The organism is Nocardia sp. bgisy134, from assembly GCF_057708325.1.
Genome location: NZ_JBYIRW010000015.1, coordinates 1 through 17,969, shown reverse-complemented (window position 1 = coordinate 17,969; position 17,969 = coordinate 1). Strand labels below are relative to the sequence as shown.

Genomic DNA, 17,969 nt, shown 5'->3' with positions numbered 1-17,969 from the left:
GCACCAGGCCGCCGGATTCTTCACGGCACGGTGATGACGACTTTGCCGAAGGGGTCGCCCTCGGTGAAGTGGCGGAAGGCGTCGACGGCCCGGTCGAACGGAAAGACCTGATCGATCACCGGCCGCGCACCGTGCTCGGCGATCGCCCGATTCATGGCCTCGAAGTCGGTGCGGCTGCCGACCGCCACCCTCCGGATGGCCAGGTACTTTCCGCCCAGTGGATCGGCCGAGGGTTGCCCGGCCGGTCCGGGGAATGCGCCGATGAGTGTCACTTGTGCGTTGTAGGCCGCGGCGGCAAGGGATTTCGGCAGGGTCAGCGGGCCGACCGCGTCGATCACGTGGTCTGCGCCCAGACCATCGGTGAGGTCGAGCACTGCTTGTTCCCAGTCCGGTGTGCGGGTGCGGTCCACGATCTCGTCGGCGCCGAGCCGGCGCAGCCGCTCCGCCTTCTCGGCGGAGGAAGTGATCGACACGACGCGCGCCCCCAGCATTGTGGCGTGCTGCACGGCGAACAGTCCGACAACTCCGGAACCGACGGTCAGAACCGTCTGCCCGGCGCCGACCGGCACCGGCTTGGTGAGCCCCGCCCAGGCAACCAATCCGGCACAGGTGAGCGTGGCGGCCTCGGCGTCGGTCAGATGGCCAGGCACGTGCACGACCGAATCCTCCTCCAGCACTATGTGTTCGGCCAGCCAGCCATCGTGGTTGGCGCCGTACTGCCGCCACGACAGCGCCTGTGTCTGCGGGCCGTCGATCCAGCCCAGGAAGTAGGTGCCGGTGACCCGGTCTCCCACCGCGGCCCGAGTCACCCCGTTGCCGAGCGCGATCACCTCGCCCACACCGGAGGCCAACGGCACCACCCCCGGTTCGGCAGGCACCGGATACGTGCCTTCCATGAGCATGATGTCGCGGCGATCGATCGAGGCGGCGCGCACCCGCACCACGACCTGGTGCGGGCCGGGTCGCGGGATCGTTCGCGTCCGTGCGGTCAGTCCGTCCCGGCTGCGCATCGGTTCCAGTTGGTAGGCAAGTGAATTCATGATCTGCTGATCCCGGACCTCTTCGGGCGCATCGGTCAGCACTTGGGCGCTGCCCACTGCCCGCAGCTCCGCGACGTGCCTGCGACGGGCCTGCGGATCGGTTTCGTTCCACGCGGCCTGTTCGGTCGAGTTCGCGAGTGCACTGTCGTCGAGTCGATTGCTCATGGTGCTCGAGTCTGGTCGGCGCACGAACACCTGGCGATTCCCTCCAGGGAATGATCGACGCGGTGGCGCGCTGGGGGAATCGCAGCACCGCGCACCCGCCCGCACAGTGGAAGTGCACCTTCCCTGACTTCGCATCGACGAGGTTTCCATGTTTCCATGGCAGGGCGTCCAGGCAGCCTGAAATGGCCGTGAAACGATGTGCTCGCGGAAATACCCTGGGCCGCCTACGGACAGGTCGGCTGAGAAGGGGCGAACCGTCGAGGTCGAGCCGATGCGGCCAAGGCCCGTTAGAGGCTACGAACCGAGGGTGCGATAGCCCGGGTGCACGCCCGGGGTCAGTTCCCTTGTCTCGACCAACTTGTCCAGCAGGTTCGCCAGCTGCTCGTACTCATCGTCGGTCAGCCCGGCGAACAGGTCGTGCTCGTGGGTGAGGGCGACGCGGGCGATCTGTCCCATCACAGAACGATTCACTGTAGAGAATGGATAGTCATGGCCATCGCTGCCGCATCCTCCGTCACAAACCCTGCCCGGCCATTCGAACCACCGCTCGGACCACTCGCCGCAGCGGCCGTCGGACTCTTTCTCGCCGGACTTGTCGCCGGTACCGTTCGCGCCGGTGGCGCCCCCTTTCCGTCACCCTTCGCCGATGCCGAAGACGCGCTCGCCTACTTTCGTGAGCACTCCGCCGCGGTGCGGACGGGCGCGGCGTTGCAGTACGCGAGCGCGATCCCGCTGTCGCTGTTCGTGGCGGCTGCTGTCGGCCGGCTGCGCCGCTCCACCGACGGGTTCGGCGCATCGCTCACCGCTGTCGGTGGCACGCTCGCGGCGGCGTTCCTGCTCTGCTCCGGTGTGATCAGCTGGGTGCTGACCGTGCCGGAGGTGAACGCCGATCCGACCACGGTGCGCGCACTGCACACCCTCGCCTTCCTGTCCGGCGGACCGGCCGATGTGATGGCCTCCGGCGTGCTGACAGCGGGCATCGCGCTGGGCGCGTCGTCGGGAAAACTGCTGGGGCCTTGGCTGATTCGGATCGGGTTGGGAATCGCCTTGCTGGCGATGCTCACCACCGTCTCGCTGACCTTCACCGCGGCCGCGGTCGTGCTGCCCATCGCCCGCTTCAGCGGCATGGCGTGGCTGATCGTCGCCGGATTCCGGCTGCCCCGCCCGTAACCGCTGACCACGCCGACCCATTCGGTCGGTATTTCGTTTCATCCGAGGATCATCAGGAGTTTTCGTGAACACCGAACTCGTCGCCAAACTGGTTCGCTTCCAAAAGCCCGAACTGTCGCTGCCGTATCTGAACGGCATCGACGAGGCTCGCATCGCCGCCCTGTTCGGGCTGGAACCCGACGAATACCGTTCGCTCCGAGACGATCTGGACAGCAGGCGCGTGCCGCCGCGGCGGAGCTGCTCACCGAACCGCAGATTGTCGCGCAGGTGGAGCGGTTGCCGTTTGCGCCGGGCTCGCGGGTCGTCGCGCTCGGGGAGAGCAGCACCGCGGATCGGCTGTCCTGGTTCGAGATCCTGCGCCACCTGTTGGCACTGCACCGGCCGGGTGACGAGATCAGCTGCACGAACCTCGCCGTCGCCGGGGCCACCACCACGCAGGTTCTCGGGGGCTCCGGATCGTGGGGTTTCCTGCGGCCGGACTGGGTGCTGTGCCAGCTCGGCGCGAACGACGCACAGCGATTGGGCCGGGAGGGGGAGCGAGTCGTCAGCGCCGCGGAGACGGCGCGCAATGTCGAGCTGCTGCGCGGGCAGGCGCGAGATTCGCGGTGGGTGTGGCTCACGCCGACCGCTGTGGACGAGCAGCTGCTGGCCGAGTTCGCACCGTTCCGGATGTCCGGGATCAGCTGGCGCGTAAAGGATCACGAGGAGACCGCGGCGGCGCTGCTGGAGCGGCCCGAGGCAACGATCGACACCCTCGCCGTCACCAGGCCGACACCGGAGCAGTCCTTGTTCGAACCGGACGGCGTGCATCTCACCCTGGCAGGTCAGGTCGCGGTGGTGCGAGTCGCGCTGGCCGGACTGTCCGGGCTGCATTTACGGTCGGTGCTCTCGTAGGTATCCCTCTTCGGGCGAGGGGGGCGAGCCGGGCGAGTTCGGGTGAGGGGAGGGCGAGCCGGGCGAGCGGGCTTTATCGGCCCGGCACCGCCCACCCGGCTCGCCACCCGGGATATGGCGCCGACCGATCCATCTCAGGCATCGGCCTTCGCCCCCGGCGGTCAGGGCACGGTGAGGACGAGTTTGCCGACGGTGCGGCCGGTGTCACCGAGGGCGTGTGCCTTGGCGGCCTCCGCGAGCGGGAAGGCATCGGCGACGGTGGGGCGCAGGGTGCCTGCCGCGGCCATGTCGGCGAGAGCTCGCATCCCGGCGTGATCGGCCTCGACCAACATGACAACCGCTCGAACCGAGAACTTTTCGGCTGCGGCCGACAGCTGGGCGGCGTCGCACGGGAGCAGCGACACCGCGATGCCGCCGGGACGCACCGTGCGCAAAGACTTCAGGACGCTCTCCATGCCGAGCGGGTCCACGACGGCATCGACATCGCGTACCGCTGTGGTGAAATCGGTGGTGCGGTAGTCGATCACCTCGTCGACGCCGAGCTCGCGCAAGTAGGGATGATTCGGTGCGCTCGCGGTCCCGATGACGTGGGCGCCGCGAGCCTTGGCGATCTGCACCGCGAAATGCCCGACGCCGCCTGCCGCGGCGTGGATCAGAACGCGTTGCCCGGCTTGGATATCCGCGGTATCGACGAGTGCCTGGTAGGCGGTCAGTGCGGCCAGCGGGATGGCGGCGGCCTCGACATGGGTCAGACTGCTCGGCTTCCTGGCGAATGCGCGAGCCGGACCGGTGACGTACTCCGCGGCGGCGCCGTGCCCGTACGGATACGGCAACATGCCGAAGACCTCGTCACCCGGTGCGAACAATGTCACGCCGTAGCCGGTGGCGACCACTTCACCCGCGACGTCCCAGCCCAGCACGAACGGTGGTGCGGGCAGGAACAGGCCGCCGATGGCCCGATGCTTCCAGTCGGTCGGGTTGAGAGCGGTGGCGCGCACGCGGATGAGGATCTCGCTGGGGCCCGGCTGTGGCACCGGCAGCTCGACCTCGTGCAGCGCCTCGGGTCCGCCGAGGACGTCCTGGCTGATCGCACGCATGGTGGCGGGGACATCAAAGTTGCTCATGGCTCGAGCTTGCCGTCAGCCGACGTGCGGCGAAATGGCATGATCGCCAATGTTCGATAGGATCGTGCCATGGTGAGTGGGAGACCACATCGGGTGGTCGTGTTGGCGCTCGACGGCGTGTATCCGTTCGAACTCGGGATCCCGAACCGCGTGTTCGGGGTCGCCGATGGTCGCTACGAGATACTCACCTGCTCGATCGACGGCTCCCCGGTGCGCAGCCAGGCCGACTTCGTCATCGCCGTCCAGCGGGACGCAGCGATACTGGAAACGGCTGAGACGGTGGTGATTCCGCCGTGCGATATCGCGCCGTATCTCGCCGGTGAACCGCCGCAATCGGTGTCCGATGCGCTGGCTCGAATTCGACCGGGCGCCAGGATCGTTTCGCTGTGTACCGCGGCGGCCGTGCTGGCGGCTACCGGCAGGCTGGCCGGTCGGTCTGCCACCACACACTGGAACTCGACCGCCGATTTCCGTCGCGCCTTCCCGCAGGTTCGGCTCGATCCGAATGTGCTCTACGTCGATGACGGCGACATCCTCACCTCCGCCGGCGCCACCGCCGGTATCGATCTGTGTCTGCACCTGGTGCGTGCTGATCACGGCAGCGAGGTCGCGAACATGGCTGCCCGTCGCTGCGTGGTGCCGCCGTGGCGGGAGGGTGGCCAAGCCCAGTTCATCGAACAGCCGGTGCCGCCGACGACGTCCACGGGAACCGCGGCGGCCCGGCAGTGGGCGCTGACCCGTCTGCACCTCCCGCTGATGCTGGCCGACCTGGCAGAACAAGCCAGCATGAGCCACCGCACGTTCGCACGCCGCTTCCGCGACGAGGTGGGTGTCAGTCCCGGCCGGTGGCTGATTCAGCAGCGCGTCTTCCGTGCCCGCGAACTACTCGAGGCCACTGACCTGTCTGTCGACCGCATCGCTTCCGAGGTCGGCTTCGCTACCGGCGCTTCCTTGCGCCAACACTTGCACGAGGCGATCGGTGTCTCGCCCAGGACCTATCGCCGCAACTTCCGCGCGTCGGCGGGTTCGTCCGGGCAATCTGCCACGGCGCGAGCGGAACCCGGCTCCGGTCATCGGTGACCGAGAGGTCATTTGCCTCCGTCGCGGATGATCAGGAGTTCACGGTCGCGCCGGCGGGCGTCGTCGATTTCCGACGGAACAGTCGTGCCGGTCGTTTCTGCCGAGGTCCCGATCACCGATGTCGCCGAGGCGCATCCGCTGCTGGACTCCGCCGAGACCGTCGGCAAGGTAGTGCTCACGATTCGCTAGTACCGAACATGCTCTTCCCGAGAGCTGTTCAGGTGGGGTGAGAGGCGAGTAGGGCGTCCGCGCTCGTCGGACTCGCTGAATCATCGGCACGGCAAGCTTTCTCGGCGTCGTTGGTTCGGAAGGGTATTTCGAAATACGGCCGGGGAGAGGGGCTTCTGGTCGTATTTGCTGTGCAAATCGGTTGGGTCCTGTGTTCGAAGTCCGAGCTTCTGTATCAAGTATGTAATTTTCAGCTCAGCCCACCCGCTGAATATCGAGCTGGACGTATTCGGTGCGAAGCTGAGACGCAACCTGGAAAGTGGATGGTGCCGAGCCTCGCGGCGACTGTGGAGCGTGGCTCGCGTCAGGTCATCCACCTGCGAGGACGAGGTGATCGTAGTGCACTTCAGCACTGCGCTGGCCGGGGCGAAGACCCTGCATTTCATCGCGATTTCGGGCGCGACGCCTTGGTATTTCGCGGGTGCGACCGAAAGGCCTAGTCTATTCGGCTGCCGCGTGCAAAGGTATCAGTTGGACGACTGCCGTCAACGGCACGAGTCTGCCTGATGTGGCGTCGGGCGGTCACAAGTTTTCGTGCGGATCGAACCGCCCGGTGCCGTATCCGTCTCCCGTGACTGCATCAGGAGGAAGAAAATGACGAAGGTTCTTTTCGTGATCTCGGCGGCGGACCGCTGGACGCTGAACGATGGTTCGGTGCATCCGTCGGGTTACTGGGCCGAGGAGGTTGCGGTGCCGCACCGGATCTTCTCCGAGGCGGGCTGGGATATCACCGTCGCGACCCCGGGTGGCAAGGCTCCGACGCTCGATCAGCTCAGCCTCGGCATCGCCGGCGGGATGCCGTGGAGGCGTGGTGCGGTGAAGCACTACCTGGACGGCATCGAGGCTGTCCTCGCCACGCCGGTGACGCTCGATTCCGTCGATCCGGATGCGTTCGATCTGGTGTTCTATCCCGGCGGCCACGGCCCTATGGAGGACCTCGCCTACGACGAGACCTCCGGCGCGCTGCTGGCCAACCGGCTGGCATCCGGCAAGCCCCTCGCGCTGCTGTGCCATGCGCCCGCGGCGATCCTGGCCGCGACCAAGCCTGACGGCACCTCACCGTTCGCCGGGTACCAGATGACCGGGCTGTCCAACCGGGAGGAACTGCTCAACCGGTTCGCGAGGAAGGCGCCGTGGCTGCTGGAGGACCGGTTGAAGGAGGCGGGTGTCGAGTACTCCAAGGCGCGGATTCCGTTGCGGCCGTACATCGTTGTCGACAGGAACCTGTATACGGGGCAGAACCCGCAGTCCTCGGAGAAGCTGGCCGAGCGGCTCGTCGCCGACGTCGGTGCACGGTCCTCGAAGTGAGTCTCTCGCACATCGTCGATGCCCGCAGCACGCCCTCGGGTCCGCGCTCGCTGCCAAGGACTCCGTGACCCGAAGGGCCACCTGATGCAGGGCCGCATCCGCCATTCGGCCCTCGAACAACGGCGCGTGGCGCTCGATCCTGAGTCACACCAGAACAGCCGGAAGCAGGAACGCCAGAACCGAAGGAGAGTGCGATGACCGAAATCAAGCCGGTGCTCGAACCCGAGGCGACCGAGTTCGCGAAGGCTACCGACACGCCGCCGTTTCTGTTCCAGTTGCCGCCGGCCGAAGGCCGCAAGACGGTCGACGAGGTGCAGTCGGGTGAGATCGACAAGCCGGCGATAGACGAGGAATGGGTCACCGCCGAGGGCGGACCGACCGGCACGGTGAAAGTCCGCGTCGTCAAGCCCGCCGGCGCCACCGGGTCGCTTCCGGTCATCTTCTACATTCACGGAGCGGGCTGGGTGTTCGGCAATGCGCACACCCACGACCGGCTGGTCCGTGAGCTCGCGGTCGGCGCCGATGCGGCCGTCGTGTTCCCGGAGTACGACTTGTCCCCGGAAGCGAAGTATCCGACCGCGATCGAGCAGAACTACGCCGCCGCGCAGTGGGTGTTCGCCCACGGCGCCGAGAAGGGGCTCGACTCCTCGCGGTTCGCGGCGGCCGGAGATTCGGTGGGCGGCAACATGACGGCCGTTCTCACCTTGATGGCGAAGGATCGCGGCGACGTCGAGATCAAGCAGCAGGTGCTCTTCTACCCGGTCACCGACGCCAACTTCGACACACCGTCCTATCACCAGTTCGCCGAGCACTACTTCCTCGCCCGAGAGGGCATGAAGTGGTTCTGGGACCAGTACACGGAGAACGACGCGCAGCGCGACGAGATCTACGCGTCCCCGCTGCGTGCCTCGACCGAGCAGTTGAAGGGCTTGCCGCCGGCGCTGGTGATCACCGGCGAGGCCGATGTCCTGCGCGACGAGGGCGAGGCGTATGCGGCCAAGCTCCGTGCGGCCGGTGTTCCGGTCACCCAGGTGCGGTTCGGCGGCATCATCCACGACTTCGTGATGCTGAACGCCCTGCGCTCGACCCATGCCGCGAACGCGGCCATCAAGCTGGCGCAGGACACCCTGCGTACGGCACTGCACTGAACCCATCGGGCCCGCCCGCTATCGGAAGGAGGCGAATGTTCGCGGTGACACTCGACGGTTTCGGCGGTCCGGAGGTCATGCAATGGGCTCGGGTGGACGACCTGCCCGCGCCCGGCCCGGGGGAGGTGGCGGTCGATGTGGTGGCCGCTGGGGTGAACCGTGCCGACGTCATGCAACGCAGCGGCTTCTATCCGCCGCCGCCCGGAGCCAGCGAGATCCTCGGCCTCGAGGTTTCGGGTGTCGTCGCCGAGGTCGGCGCCGGCGTGCAGGAGTGGCGGCCCGGTGATGAGGTGTGCGCGCTGTTGGCCGGCGGTGGCTACACCGAACGGGTCAACGTGCCCGCCACCCAGTTGCTGCCGAAACCCGACGGGGTGAGCCTCACTGCGGCGGCGGCGCTGCCCGAAGCGGCCGCCACCGTGTGGTCGAATGTGGTGATGACCGCTGGGCTGCGCAGTGGACAGGTGTTGCTGATTCACGGCGGAGGGAGTGGGATCGGCACGCACGCGATTCAGGTCGGCCGGGCGCTGGGTGCGCGCGTGGCGGTGACCGCGGGATCGCGGTTCAAGCTGGAGCGCTGCCGGGAGCTGGGGGCGAACACACTGATCAACTACCGGGACGAGGATTTCGTGGCCGTGGTGACCGGCGAGTACGGGGGCGCGGACGTGATTCTCGACATCATGGGCGCCGGCTATCTACAGCGAAATGTGGAGGCGTTGGCCGAGGGCGGCGACCTGACGATCATCGGGCTGCAGGACGGGGCCGTTGCCGAGCTGAATCTTGGTGTGCTGCTGGGCAAACGGGGCTCGATCCACGTGACGAACCTGCGCCGCCGTCCCGAGCGCGGGCCCGGGTCCAAGGCCGACATCATCGCCGAGTTGTGCGAGCGGCTGTGGCCGTTGATCTCCGAGGGAACCGTCACGCCGGTTGTCGCCGCCGAAGTGCCGATCGCCGATGTCGCCGAGGCGCACCCGCTGCTGGACTCCGCCGAGTCCATCGGCAAGGTGGTGCTCATTGTTCGCGAGTCCTGACGCGGGCTTACGTCGTCGGCCCCGTCGAAGCTTTCGGCTTCGACACGCTTCGTCACGGCCGAAATCGGACTCGCGCCCGCCTGAATTCCGCATCGACGCCGATGCTCGCCCGGGGGCGGCCGATAGATCTTCCGCTCATGGCAACTAGCTATTAGCGGGATATGTCAACTCGATCCAGATATTCAAGACGATTCGTGCAAATAGGCTACTAACCATTAGCCGCCTCCACTACGCTGTCGGTCGTTACCGTCGCCGCAGCTGTATCCGAGGAGGCCGATCCATGGCGCTGGATCTCGATCGTTTGTCCTACGAGCCGTTGACGCCGGTCGCGTTCCTGGACCGGGCTGCCGACGCACACGGCGACCGGGTAGCGGTGATCGATGGTCCTCGGCAGTGGACCTACGCGCAGCTGCGCGACCGGTGCAGCCGACTCGCCGGTGCGCTCGCGCCGCTGGCCGATGGGCGACCGGTCGCCGTCTTGGCTCCCAATACGCATGTGCTGCTGGAGGCTCACTTCGGTGTTCCATGGGCGGGCGTTCCGCTGGTCGCTCTGAACACTCGCCTCGCAGGCGCCGAGATCGCTTACGTGATCGAGCACGCGAAAGCGTCTGTCCTAGTGGTCGATCCGGTGTATCGAGACCTTGTCGACGATGCGTTGGCGCGGATGAGCGCGCCGCCCGTCGTGGTGACTGTGGGTGAGCAGTACGAGCGCATGATCGCCGAAGCCGAACCGACGGTCCTCGTGCCGTCCGATGAGCGATCGCTACTGTCGATCAACTACACCTCGGGCACGACCGGGAAGCCGAAGGGCGTGATGTATCACCATCGCGGCGCGTACCTGCAGGCTCTGGCGATGGTCGGTCATACCGGTTTGTCTCCGTCGTCGGTGTATCTGTGGACCTTGCCGATGTTCCATTGCAACGGATGGTGTTTCCCGTGGGCTGTCACGGCAGCCGGTGGTACCCACGTTTGCCTGCCGAAGGTGGATCCGGCCGAGGTGTGGCGACTGATCGGGGAGAAGGGCGTCACGCATTTGAACGGTGCGCCGACCGTGCTTTCTATGCTCGCCTACGCGCCCCAGGCGCATCCGGTGACACCGTCGGTGCGGGTGGCGACCGGAGGCGCGCCGCCGAGTCCGGCGATTCTGCGCAGGATGGGGGAGCTCGGATTCGACGTCACCCACTTGTATGGACTGACAGAAACATTCGGGCCTGCGATGATCTGCGACTGGCGTCCGGAATGGAACGGACTGGACGATGCCGCGCAGGCGCGACTGAAGGCACGCCAAGGGGTCGGCAACCTGATCTCGTGCCGCGCCAGGGTGATCGGCGCCTCGGGCTCCGATGTCCCCTCCGACGGTAAGTCGGTAGGCGAGATCGCACTGCGCGGCAACAATCTGATGCTCGGATACCTCGATGACGACGAGGCGACCCGTACGGCCGTGCCCGATGGTTGGTTCCGCACCGGCGACCTGGGGGTCGTCCACCCCGACGGGTACGTCGAACTTCAGGATCGAAGCAAGGACGTCATCATCTCCGGCGGGGAGAACATCGCCTCCGTCGAGGTCGAACAGGTGCTGGCCGACCATCCGGCGGTGCTGGAGGCCGCGGTGATAGCTGTGCCCGACGAGCGTTGGGGCGAGGTTCCCGCCGCGTACGTGGCGTTGAAGGAGGGCGCGACGGCGACGGAGGGCGAACTGATCGAGTTCGTACGGCAGCATCTGGCGAGGTTCAAGGCACCCAAGACCGTGACGTTCGGCCCGCTGCCGAGGACGTCCACGGGGAAGGTGCAGAAGTACGTGCTGCGGGATGCGGCGTGGGCGAGGGCGGACAGGCGAATCCGGTGAGCACGGTCAGGCGGCGCCGACCAGCCGCAGCGCGAAATCGACGTACTGCCAGACGATTTCGTTCTCGTTGAACTCGGCATCCTCGCGAAACCAGGTGGCGACACCCATGCCGAGGTCGAGGATCGCGTACGAGGCGATCCGCTCCGAGGCCACCTGGAACCGGCCCGCGGCGACGCCATCGGCGATGAGGGACCGGAAGTTGCGCTCGTACTCCGAGCGTCGGGACAAGACCGCCGACAGATACGGCTCGGTCAAGCTGCGGATCTCGCGGTTGCCTGCGAAAGCCTCCAATCGATGGCGTGCGTGATAACGAACGTGCGCCTCGACCGCTCGGCGCAGCCTTTCGGTCGGGTCGCTGGTGCCCGACACCGCCCGTTGGTGCTCGGTGAGCAGGGCATCCATGGTGCCGATCATGATGTCCGCCAGGAGTTCCTGCTTGGACGTGACGTGCTTGTAGAGGCTCGGACCCCGGATCCCGACCCGGGCTCCGATCTCACTCATCGAGGTGGCCTCGTACCCCTGCACCACGAACAACTCCAGGGCTGCTCTGCGGATCGCGGTGCTGCGCGCAGTCGCCGTCCCGTTCATCGAATGCTCCCTTCGGCATGCGGCTATCGCATATTAGCCACCGCTCGCCGCTTCTACCGGAAGGGGCCTGTGCCGCTCCAGCCTGGCCGCCGCTGTCAGAGCGGACTGGGCTCGGGGGCGTGAGGTGCGCCGATCCAGTGCAGGAGCTGATGGATCGTTTCGTCGGCGAGGCGGTACCGAACGATTCGGCCGCTCTTGGATGCGGTGACCCAGCCCTGATAACGCAACAGGCGCAGGGCATGGGACGCGGCGGTGGCCGTCATGCCGACGGCGGCCGCGAGCTCGGTCACGCTCTGATCGGGGGTGTGGTGCAGGCACACCAGCAGCCGGAGCCGATTGGCGTCGGAGAGGAGGTCGAACCGATGGGCCCAGTGTTCGATACCCGCGACATCCAGGCCAGGCACTGGGAGCCGGGCGTGTTCGGGGTTCTTCGGGGAGCTCGAGGCCACTGTTCTACTCTGCCGTTCTCTCCTTGCCGGGGCCAGTCGTCGCCAATGCTCACATATCTGTCCACTTGTACATATATTGCGCGTATCGTATCGGGGGGTGAGCCTCACCACGTCCGCCATGCATATGAGTGACGGCATTGTCGACGCACCCACCTCTGTGTTGTTCGCAGTGATCGCCGTCGCGGGCTTGGGATTCGCGACGTGGCGCGCCCGTGCGAAGCTGGACGAGCGTGCCGCTCCGATGGCAGGTCTGGTGGCCGCGTTCATCTTCGCGGTGCAAATGGTGAATTTCCCGATCCTGCCAGGCGTGAGCGGGCATCTCTTGGGCGGGGCGCTCGCCGCGATCCTCGTCGGGCCATACGTGGGGGCGCTGTGTGTGGCGATCGTGCTCGTTGTCCAAGCGCTGCTGTTCGCCGACGGCGGGCTGACTGCACTGGGTACGAACATCACGAACATGGCGTTGATCGGGGTGGCCGTCGGATACTTCGTCGCGCGTCGTTCGCTGCCCCTTGTGCCGTCGCGCGGCGGGATCGGTGCCGTCGCCTTCGTCGCCGCAGTGGCCGGAACCATCGTCGCCGCAATGGGTTTCGTCTTCGAGTACGCGATAGGTGGGGCCGCGGGGTCGACCGTCGGGGCGGTCGCCTGGTACATGCTGGTCACGCACACGCTGATCGGCATCGGCGAAGGCCTCATCACCGCGATCACCGTCGTCGCCGTCGTCAATGCCCGGCCCGACCTCGTGTACCTACTGCGTGCCACCGAACGGACCGCGACGCCGCGCGTCGCGCTCTCGATGAACGGATTCCTGTTCGGTTTCGCCGCCGTCGCGGTGCTCGTCGCGGGCCTGCTGTCCTACGTGGCGAGTTCGCAGCCCGACGGACTCGATGCCACGACGCAGCGCGGCTGCACCGTGGTCGAGGTCGACGGAACCGAGGAATTGCACGGCGAATGCATCGCGCAGAACGCGGACAGTCACGCGATGGCGGATTGGCCGCTGGCCGACTACACGATCGACGGCAACGACCGGTTGACCGGCATCGCGGGCGTTCTCGGGGTGGCCGCCGCCTTCGCCGCACTGTTCGCGATCGTGCGCATCATCCGCGCTGGTCGATCGGATCGCCCACGGGCCGAGCGGGTTTCGGAGTCCGAAAGCGCATCGCCCGAATCGGAGTCGACCTAGGTGTCCACAGTCAGCCACCGGCTGCACTTGCCCGGCAGTTCGCCGGTGCATCGGACTCCGGCCGAAGTGAAGATCGTCTGCGCCGTGATCACGGTCTTCGCCGTGGTCGCGACGCCACGAGAGATGTTCTGGCCATTCGCTGTCTACGCGGCCGGATTGATCGTGATCTGGCGCATCGCGCGCATCCCACCGCGGTGGATCGCGCCGCGTCTGCTCATCGAGTTGCCCTTTGTCGTGCTGGCGCTGCTGCTGCCGTTCGCGGCAGGCGAACCCAGAACGACACTGCTCGGGCTGTCGCTGTCGACGACTGGCCTCTACGCCGCCTGGGGGATAATCGCGAAAGGAACAATCGGGGTGGGGATTTCGCTGACCGTGGCGGCGACGACCAGCGTTCGTGACCTGCCGGGCGGGCTGAGCAGGCTACACGTGCCCGGCATGATCGTCACGATCGTGGTGCTGATGCTGCGGTACGTGGACGTGATCACCGACGAGGCGGCACGCATGCGCCTGGCACGGGTCTCGCGCGGAGACGACCCGCGGACGATTCGTCAGATCGGCGCGACAGCACGCGGCGTCGGTAGCCTGTTCCTGCGATCCTACGAACGAGGAGAACGGGTCCACTTGGCCATGCTCTCGCGCGGATTCACCGGCACCATCGTGGATTTCGGCACACCCACCGCCACCCGCGGGCAATGGCTCGTCGCCTGCGTTCCCGCATTGGCGGCAGTCGGAGTCTGCGTCGCCGCGTGGGCCGTCCGATGAACGAGTCCGCGGCGCCCGCCGTACGCCTCGTCGACCTAGCTTTCGCATATCCGGACGGGACCGCCGCGCTCGATGGGCTGAACCTCGACATCGCCGCAGGCGAGCGAGTCGCGGTTCTGGGGCCCAACGGCGCGGGCAAGTCCACACTGATGCTGCATCTCAACGGTGTCCTGACCGCGAATTCGGGAGAGGTGCACATCGGCGGAACTCACCTGGACCGCAACACCGTTCGCGCCATCCGCCAACGCGTCGGTGTCGTGTTCCAGGACCCCGACGACCAACTGTTCATGCCGACGGTCGAACAAGACGTCGCGTTCGGACCGAGCAATTTCGGTGCGCGCGGCGAACACCTCACCGAGAGCGTGCGTTTCGCGCTCGCCGCGGTCGGCATGTCGGACCGGGCCGATCGTTCCCCGACGCGGCTGTCGCTCGGCGAACGCCGCCGCGCCGCGCTCGCCACCGTCCTGGCCTGCCGCCCCGAAGTACTCGTCCTCGACGAACCGGCCGCCAACCTGGACCCAGTGGCCCGCCGCGAACTCGCCGACATCCTGCTGTCCCTGCCGACCACACTCGTCCTGGTGACCCACGACCTGCCCTACGCCCAGCGCATCTGCGACCGCGCGGTGATCCTCGACAGCGGACGCATCGTCGCGGACGGCCCCATCGACGAGATCCTGGGCGACACCGACCTTCTCGCCGCCCACCGCCTCAGCTGACCCCACAGCGGACCGATCCCGGATCGTGCGCCAACACGCCGCCGAACCTCCCCATCCGCCACCTACACTGCGACGATGGCAGCAAGTGACGCACCCGATCTGTTCGGAAAAGTCGTGTGGTTCAACAGGAATGCGCCGCTCGACCCAGCCTGGGGCGAATGACTTCTCGGCATTCCTCTCGCGGTCCCACCCGGGCCGCAGCGGACGAGCACCGAGCGCCCGGTTCAATCGGGTAGCAGGCCGTGCTCCATGGCGAAGACGGCCGCACCCGCGCGTGTGCGGCGGCCGGTCTTGTCGTAGATGTGCGCGAGGTGATGTCCCACCGTGCGCTCGGACAACACCAGTTCCGCCGCGATCAGTCGGTTCGACAGGCCACGTGCGGCGAGCCGCAGCACTTCGACCTCGCGTTCGGTGAGGCCGCAGGGGAATTCGGTACGCGGCTTGCGCAGACCCGCCGCCTCCACCACCGCGGCGCAGGCGGCCGTGTCCAGCCTGCCCGTGGTCGCCTCGGCGACGAGCATCTGCGCGGCGTCGTCGGGAGAGAAGGCGGGCCGATGCGGTCGCGGCTCGGTCAGCGCCGCGAAAACGTCTGCGGCGGCGAGGATTCGGGCCGATTTCGACAGGTCGTGACTGCCGACGCCGCGGTGGTAGCCGCTGCCGTCGAGACGTTCGTGGTGGCCCGCCGCGATCTCACGCAGATCGGCCAGGCCCGGACACCGTTGCAGCACCCGGTCGGTCCAATACGTGTGCAGCCGAACGCGTTCCCAGTCACCGGGACCGAGCGGTCCGGGGCGATCCCAGATCGCGGAGGACACCGCCGCCCGGCCGATGTCGTGCACCAGCGCCGCGGCGCGGAGGGTGTCGAGATCGCCCGCACCCATCCCGGACAACCTGGCCGCGCCGCACGCGAGATCGGCCACGTGCGCCGAATGCCCCAGCAGCCAGCGACCTTTCAGGTCGACCACGATGGCGAGCGCGAGGCACAGCTCCAGCCGTTCGGCAGGCCGGATGTACAGCGGAATCCCCGGCTCGGCGTGCATGACCGCGGCCAGCACGTCCGGAACGTCGAGGCAGTCCCACACCTCGTCGGCGGCGAACGAGTCCACTACCTCCGGGTCGAGATGCCCGCCCGCGCGGCGCCGTAGCTCGTCCACCGCACCGCGGCGTCCCCGGCCCATCGCGGCGAGGACCGCCTGCTCGGCGACGTGCACGATGCGCCCCGCCAGCGAGATCTCCTCTCCCCGAAGCCGTTCGGGCGCGCCGAGACCGTCCCAGCGTTCCTTGACCTCGGTCAGCGCGACCACGGCCGCGTCCGGCAGCCCGAGCCGCGGTCCGAGCGCTCGGCTGACCTCGCACACCGAGCGGACCGCCGCGGATTTCTGCGCGGGCGTCGTCGTGGCGAACCGCTCCCGGACCAGCGGCTGGACCCCGGGAGCCCAGGAGCCGAACTGCTCGAGCTGCGCGGCGAAGACCGGTGCGTCGCTGCTGTCGATCACGTGGTAGGCCCGCTGGAAAGCTATGTCGTCGGCGAACGCCTCGGCGTTCTCCGACGCTCGGCTGGTGCACCCGACCGCACCGAGCAGGGCGGCATGGAAGACGATGCGCCGGTCGGCCTGATCGAGACCGATCCGCTCCGCGAGCGCGGTCGCCAGCAGGCAGGTTGCCAGTCCCTTCTCGAACGGCGCTCCGGTCGCTAGGTCAGTGGTCAGTGACAGAGCGGCCAGGACTTCGGTGACCCGGATGGACGCGGCTGGTACACCGCCCGAGCGAGCTGATCCCCGGTACTCGTTTCCGGTGTCGAGACGGGGGGAGGAGTCGGACACCCTCCTACCGTATCGCGGGCCGGATCAGCCCGAATCACATCGACAGTGGCCCGCGTCGATCCGGCGGACCGGTCGACGCGGGCGTGTCCCTATCGATTCATCGGGCGCCGAGCGCGTCGAGGGCCTGTCGGGCCCGCGGAGTGTGCAAGGGCGAGAAGTACGGGTTCGTCCGCAATGCATCGGACAGTGCGGCGGCGGCCTGATCGGCCTCGCCCAGCGCCGCGAGGATCATGCCGCGATGGTAGGCGAGAGTGGCGCTGCGCCAGCCCAGCGATGCCGCTCGGTCGGCGTAGACGATCGCTTCGGCATCACGCCCCGCCTTGTGCAGCGACCAGGCGAGCACATCGGAGGTGATGACGCTCTGCCTGCGGCCGAACTCCAGCTGCGCCAGCCGCACCGCCTCGGCCGGGTCACCGTGTTCCGCGGCGAGTTGAGCGGCGTCCACGTACTCGGTGGCTCCCTGCTCTTCGAGCCTGCGGAACTGGTCGGAGACCTCCCGATACCGGACGGCTGCCTCGTCGGGCCTGCCCGCGGCCTCCAACAACTCGCCGAACTCGATCAAGTACTCCGGCAGTGGCGCGCGGTCGGTCAGTGCCGTGTACTCGGCGATGGCCCGGTCGAGATCGCCGCGGGCGGCGTACGTCTTGGCCATGCCCTGTTGCAGCGCCGCGTTCGCCGGGTTCGCCAGAAGACCGGAGCGGTAATGGCTTTCGGCCTCATCGAGGTTTCCGGTGTGGAACGCGAGCTCGCCGAGGTGGTAGCGGCAGAAAGCGATCTGGTCGGCGGTGTTCGCCGCGTCGAGCGCCATCTGCAGCGCCTGCCGGGCCTCGTCGGTGCGACCGCGCAGTTCGAGGTCGTAGGCGGCGCGGGTGAACGACGGAACGCCGGGACGCAGGTCGAGCATCCGCTGCACGGCCGCGCTCGCGGCGTCGGCCTCGCCGAGTTGGGTCAGCGCATCGATCAGGACGCCGTAGACGTCCGCACTGTCCGGTCGCAGCGCGAGAGCTTGTTCTGCGTAGCCGCGCGCGGCGATGAAGTCGTGCCGGGCGTTGGCGAGCGCACCGAGTCCGGTCAGCGCTTCGGCATTGCCTTCGGGCTTCAGCTCCAGCGATCGATCCAGCGCCCGCTGCGCCTGGCCATAGTTCTCGGGATCGCCGGTCACTCGGGCCAGCTCGACATAGGCTGCGCCGAGTCCGGCCCAGCCGATCGCGTTGCCGGGCACTCGATCGAGCTGTTGCTGCGTCTGGGTGATCTGTGCGGCCAACGGGCCGCTGGGGTCGGTGGTGACGGGCTGCGCGGCCGGGGAGTCGTCGGGCAGCGCCGCGGTGACTCCCAGCGCGGCGGCGATCGTGGCGGCCAGGACGAACAGGATGAGCAAAGGTCTACGGAGGGTGCGGGAAACAAGTTCGGACATCACGAG

At 67.6% G+C, this 17,969-nt stretch carries 17 protein-coding genes and 2 pseudogenes; 12 read left to right on the top strand and 7 right to left on the bottom strand.

Translation table 11 applies throughout. The features are described from left to right. Positions 1-20: 20 nt before the first annotated feature. Both AC3ERS_RS24640 and AC3ERS_RS24635 read right to left on the bottom strand, forming a co-directional pair. On the bottom strand, positions 21-1,205 hold the full coding sequence (locus AC3ERS_RS24640) for a zinc-dependent alcohol dehydrogenase family protein (protein WP_431970450.1): 1,185 nt from the start codon (positions 1,203-1,205) through the stop codon (positions 21-23). A gap of 294 nt (positions 1,206-1,499) precedes the next feature. Beyond that, positions 1,500-1,661, bottom strand: a complete 162-nt coding sequence (locus AC3ERS_RS24635; RefSeq protein WP_431970449.1) for a hypothetical protein — start codon at positions 1,659-1,661, stop codon at positions 1,500-1,502. A gap of 33 nt (positions 1,662-1,694) precedes the next feature. Between AC3ERS_RS24635 and AC3ERS_RS24630 the strand changes: the two genes are divergently transcribed. After that, on the top strand, positions 1,695-2,375 hold the full coding sequence (locus tag AC3ERS_RS24630; RefSeq protein ID WP_431970448.1) for a hypothetical protein: 681 nt from the start codon (positions 1,695-1,697) through the stop codon (positions 2,373-2,375). A gap of 276 nt (positions 2,376-2,651) precedes the next feature. Continuing rightward, on the top strand, positions 2,652-3,269 hold the full coding sequence (locus AC3ERS_RS24625) for an SGNH/GDSL hydrolase family protein (RefSeq protein WP_431970447.1): 618 nt from the start codon (positions 2,652-2,654) through the stop codon (positions 3,267-3,269). 161 nt (positions 3,270-3,430) lie between these two features. On the opposite strand, the gene AC3ERS_RS24620 is transcribed toward AC3ERS_RS24625, so the two are convergent. Next, positions 3,431-4,393, bottom strand: a complete 963-nt coding sequence (locus tag AC3ERS_RS24620; RefSeq protein WP_431970446.1) for an NADP-dependent oxidoreductase — start codon at positions 4,391-4,393, stop codon at positions 3,431-3,433. Positions 4,394-4,462: 69 nt separating this feature from the next. Here AC3ERS_RS24620 and AC3ERS_RS24615 point away from each other — a divergent pair, with 69 nt between their 5' ends. The 6 genes and pseudogenes from AC3ERS_RS24615 (at position 4,463) to AC3ERS_RS24590 (ending at position 11,031) form a co-directional block, all read left to right on the top strand. Next, the gene (locus AC3ERS_RS24615; RefSeq protein ID WP_431970445.1) at positions 4,463-5,473 is read left to right on the top strand and encodes a GlxA family transcriptional regulator; all 1,011 of its coding nucleotides are present in this window, start codon (positions 4,463-4,465) and stop codon (positions 5,471-5,473) included. A gap of 66 nt (positions 5,474-5,539) precedes the next feature. Next, positions 5,540-5,662, top strand: a pseudogene (locus tag AC3ERS_RS24610) (zinc-binding dehydrogenase); the annotation flags it as partial. Positions 5,663-6,295: 633 nt separating this feature from the next. Further along, positions 6,296-7,009: a type 1 glutamine amidotransferase domain-containing protein gene (locus AC3ERS_RS24605; protein WP_431970444.1), complete on the top strand. Its 714-nt coding sequence runs from the start codon at positions 6,296-6,298 to the stop codon at positions 7,007-7,009. A gap of 194 nt (positions 7,010-7,203) precedes the next feature. Continuing rightward, entirely contained in the window at positions 7,204-8,157 is a 954-nt protein-coding gene (locus AC3ERS_RS24600; RefSeq protein ID WP_431970443.1) for an alpha/beta hydrolase, read from the top strand. Between the two features lie 35 nt (positions 8,158-8,192). Further along, complete coding sequence (locus tag AC3ERS_RS24595) at positions 8,193-9,185, top strand: NAD(P)H-quinone oxidoreductase (RefSeq protein ID WP_431970442.1); 993 nt, start codon at positions 8,193-8,195, stop codon at positions 9,183-9,185. A gap of 280 nt (positions 9,186-9,465) precedes the next feature. Continuing rightward, entirely contained in the window at positions 9,466-11,031 is a 1,566-nt protein-coding gene (locus AC3ERS_RS24590; RefSeq protein WP_431970441.1) for an acyl--CoA ligase family protein, read from the top strand. A 6-nt stretch (positions 11,032-11,037) separates the two neighbouring features. On the opposite strand, the gene AC3ERS_RS24585 is transcribed toward AC3ERS_RS24590, so the two are convergent. After that, positions 11,038-11,619, bottom strand: coding sequence for a TetR/AcrR family transcriptional regulator (locus AC3ERS_RS24585; protein ID WP_431970440.1), 582 nt, complete (start codon positions 11,617-11,619; stop codon positions 11,038-11,040). Positions 11,620-11,714: 95 nt separating this feature from the next. After that, entirely contained in the window at positions 11,715-12,023 is a 309-nt protein-coding gene (locus tag AC3ERS_RS24580) for an ArsR/SmtB family transcription factor (protein ID WP_431970623.1), read from the bottom strand. 163 nt (positions 12,024-12,186) lie between these two features. Here AC3ERS_RS24580 and AC3ERS_RS24575 point away from each other — a divergent pair. The 4 genes and pseudogenes from AC3ERS_RS24575 to AC3ERS_RS24560 all read left to right on the top strand — a co-directional run. After that, positions 12,187-12,849: pseudogene (locus AC3ERS_RS24575) on the top strand (energy-coupling factor ABC transporter permease); the annotation flags it as partial. 12 nt (positions 12,850-12,861) lie between these two features. Beyond that, the gene (locus AC3ERS_RS24570; protein WP_431970622.1) at positions 12,862-13,248 is read left to right on the top strand and encodes a PDGLE domain-containing protein; all 387 of its coding nucleotides are present in this window, start codon (positions 12,862-12,864) and stop codon (positions 13,246-13,248) included. Further along, complete coding sequence (cbiQ, locus tag AC3ERS_RS24565; protein ID WP_431970439.1) at positions 13,249-14,010, top strand: cobalt ECF transporter T component CbiQ; 762 nt, start codon at positions 13,249-13,251, stop codon at positions 14,008-14,010. It abuts the gene before it with no gap. Beyond that, complete coding sequence (locus AC3ERS_RS24560; RefSeq protein WP_431970438.1) at positions 14,007-14,726, top strand: energy-coupling factor ABC transporter ATP-binding protein; 720 nt, start codon at positions 14,007-14,009, stop codon at positions 14,724-14,726. The genes cbiQ and AC3ERS_RS24560 overlap by 4 nt, the downstream gene beginning before the upstream one ends. Positions 14,727-14,950: 224 nt before the next feature. Here the strand turns inward: AC3ERS_RS24560 and AC3ERS_RS24555 are convergent, their stop codons facing one another. Then, on the bottom strand, positions 14,951-16,549 hold the full coding sequence (locus AC3ERS_RS24555; RefSeq protein WP_431970437.1) for an HD domain-containing phosphohydrolase: 1,599 nt from the start codon (positions 16,547-16,549) through the stop codon (positions 14,951-14,953). Between the two features lie 97 nt (positions 16,550-16,646). Next, positions 16,647-17,969: tetratricopeptide repeat protein (locus AC3ERS_RS24550; protein ID WP_431970436.1), on the bottom strand; the 1,323-nt coding region annotated here is incomplete at its 5' end.

Coding starts and splice junctions, on each gene's coding strand:
- AC3ERS_RS24585 (WP_431970440.1), bottom strand. CDS start 11,619: ATGAACGGGACGGCGACTGCGCGCAGCACCGCGATCCGCAGAGCAGCC.
- AC3ERS_RS24560 (WP_431970438.1), top strand. CDS start 14,007: ATGAACGAGTCCGCGGCGCCCGCCGTACGCCTCGTCGACCTAGCTTTC.
- AC3ERS_RS24615 (WP_431970445.1), top strand. CDS start 4,463: ATGGTGAGTGGGAGACCACATCGGGTGGTCGTGTTGGCGCTCGACGGC.
- AC3ERS_RS24590 (WP_431970441.1), top strand. CDS start 9,466: ATGGCGCTGGATCTCGATCGTTTGTCCTACGAGCCGTTGACGCCGGTC.
- AC3ERS_RS24630 (WP_431970448.1), top strand. CDS start 1,695: ATGGCCATCGCTGCCGCATCCTCCGTCACAAACCCTGCCCGGCCATTC.
- AC3ERS_RS24635 (WP_431970449.1), bottom strand. CDS start 1,661: ATGGGACAGATCGCCCGCGTCGCCCTCACCCACGAGCACGACCTGTTC.
- AC3ERS_RS24570 (WP_431970622.1), top strand. CDS start 12,862: ATGAACGGATTCCTGTTCGGTTTCGCCGCCGTCGCGGTGCTCGTCGCG.
- AC3ERS_RS24605 (WP_431970444.1), top strand. CDS start 6,296: ATGACGAAGGTTCTTTTCGTGATCTCGGCGGCGGACCGCTGGACGCTG.
- AC3ERS_RS24620 (WP_431970446.1), bottom strand. CDS start 4,393: ATGAGCAACTTTGATGTCCCCGCCACCATGCGTGCGATCAGCCAGGAC.
- AC3ERS_RS24600 (WP_431970443.1), top strand. CDS start 7,204: ATGACCGAAATCAAGCCGGTGCTCGAACCCGAGGCGACCGAGTTCGCG.
- AC3ERS_RS24595 (WP_431970442.1), top strand. CDS start 8,193: ATGTTCGCGGTGACACTCGACGGTTTCGGCGGTCCGGAGGTCATGCAA.
- AC3ERS_RS24640 (WP_431970450.1), bottom strand. CDS start 1,205: ATGAGCAATCGACTCGACGACAGTGCACTCGCGAACTCGACCGAACAG.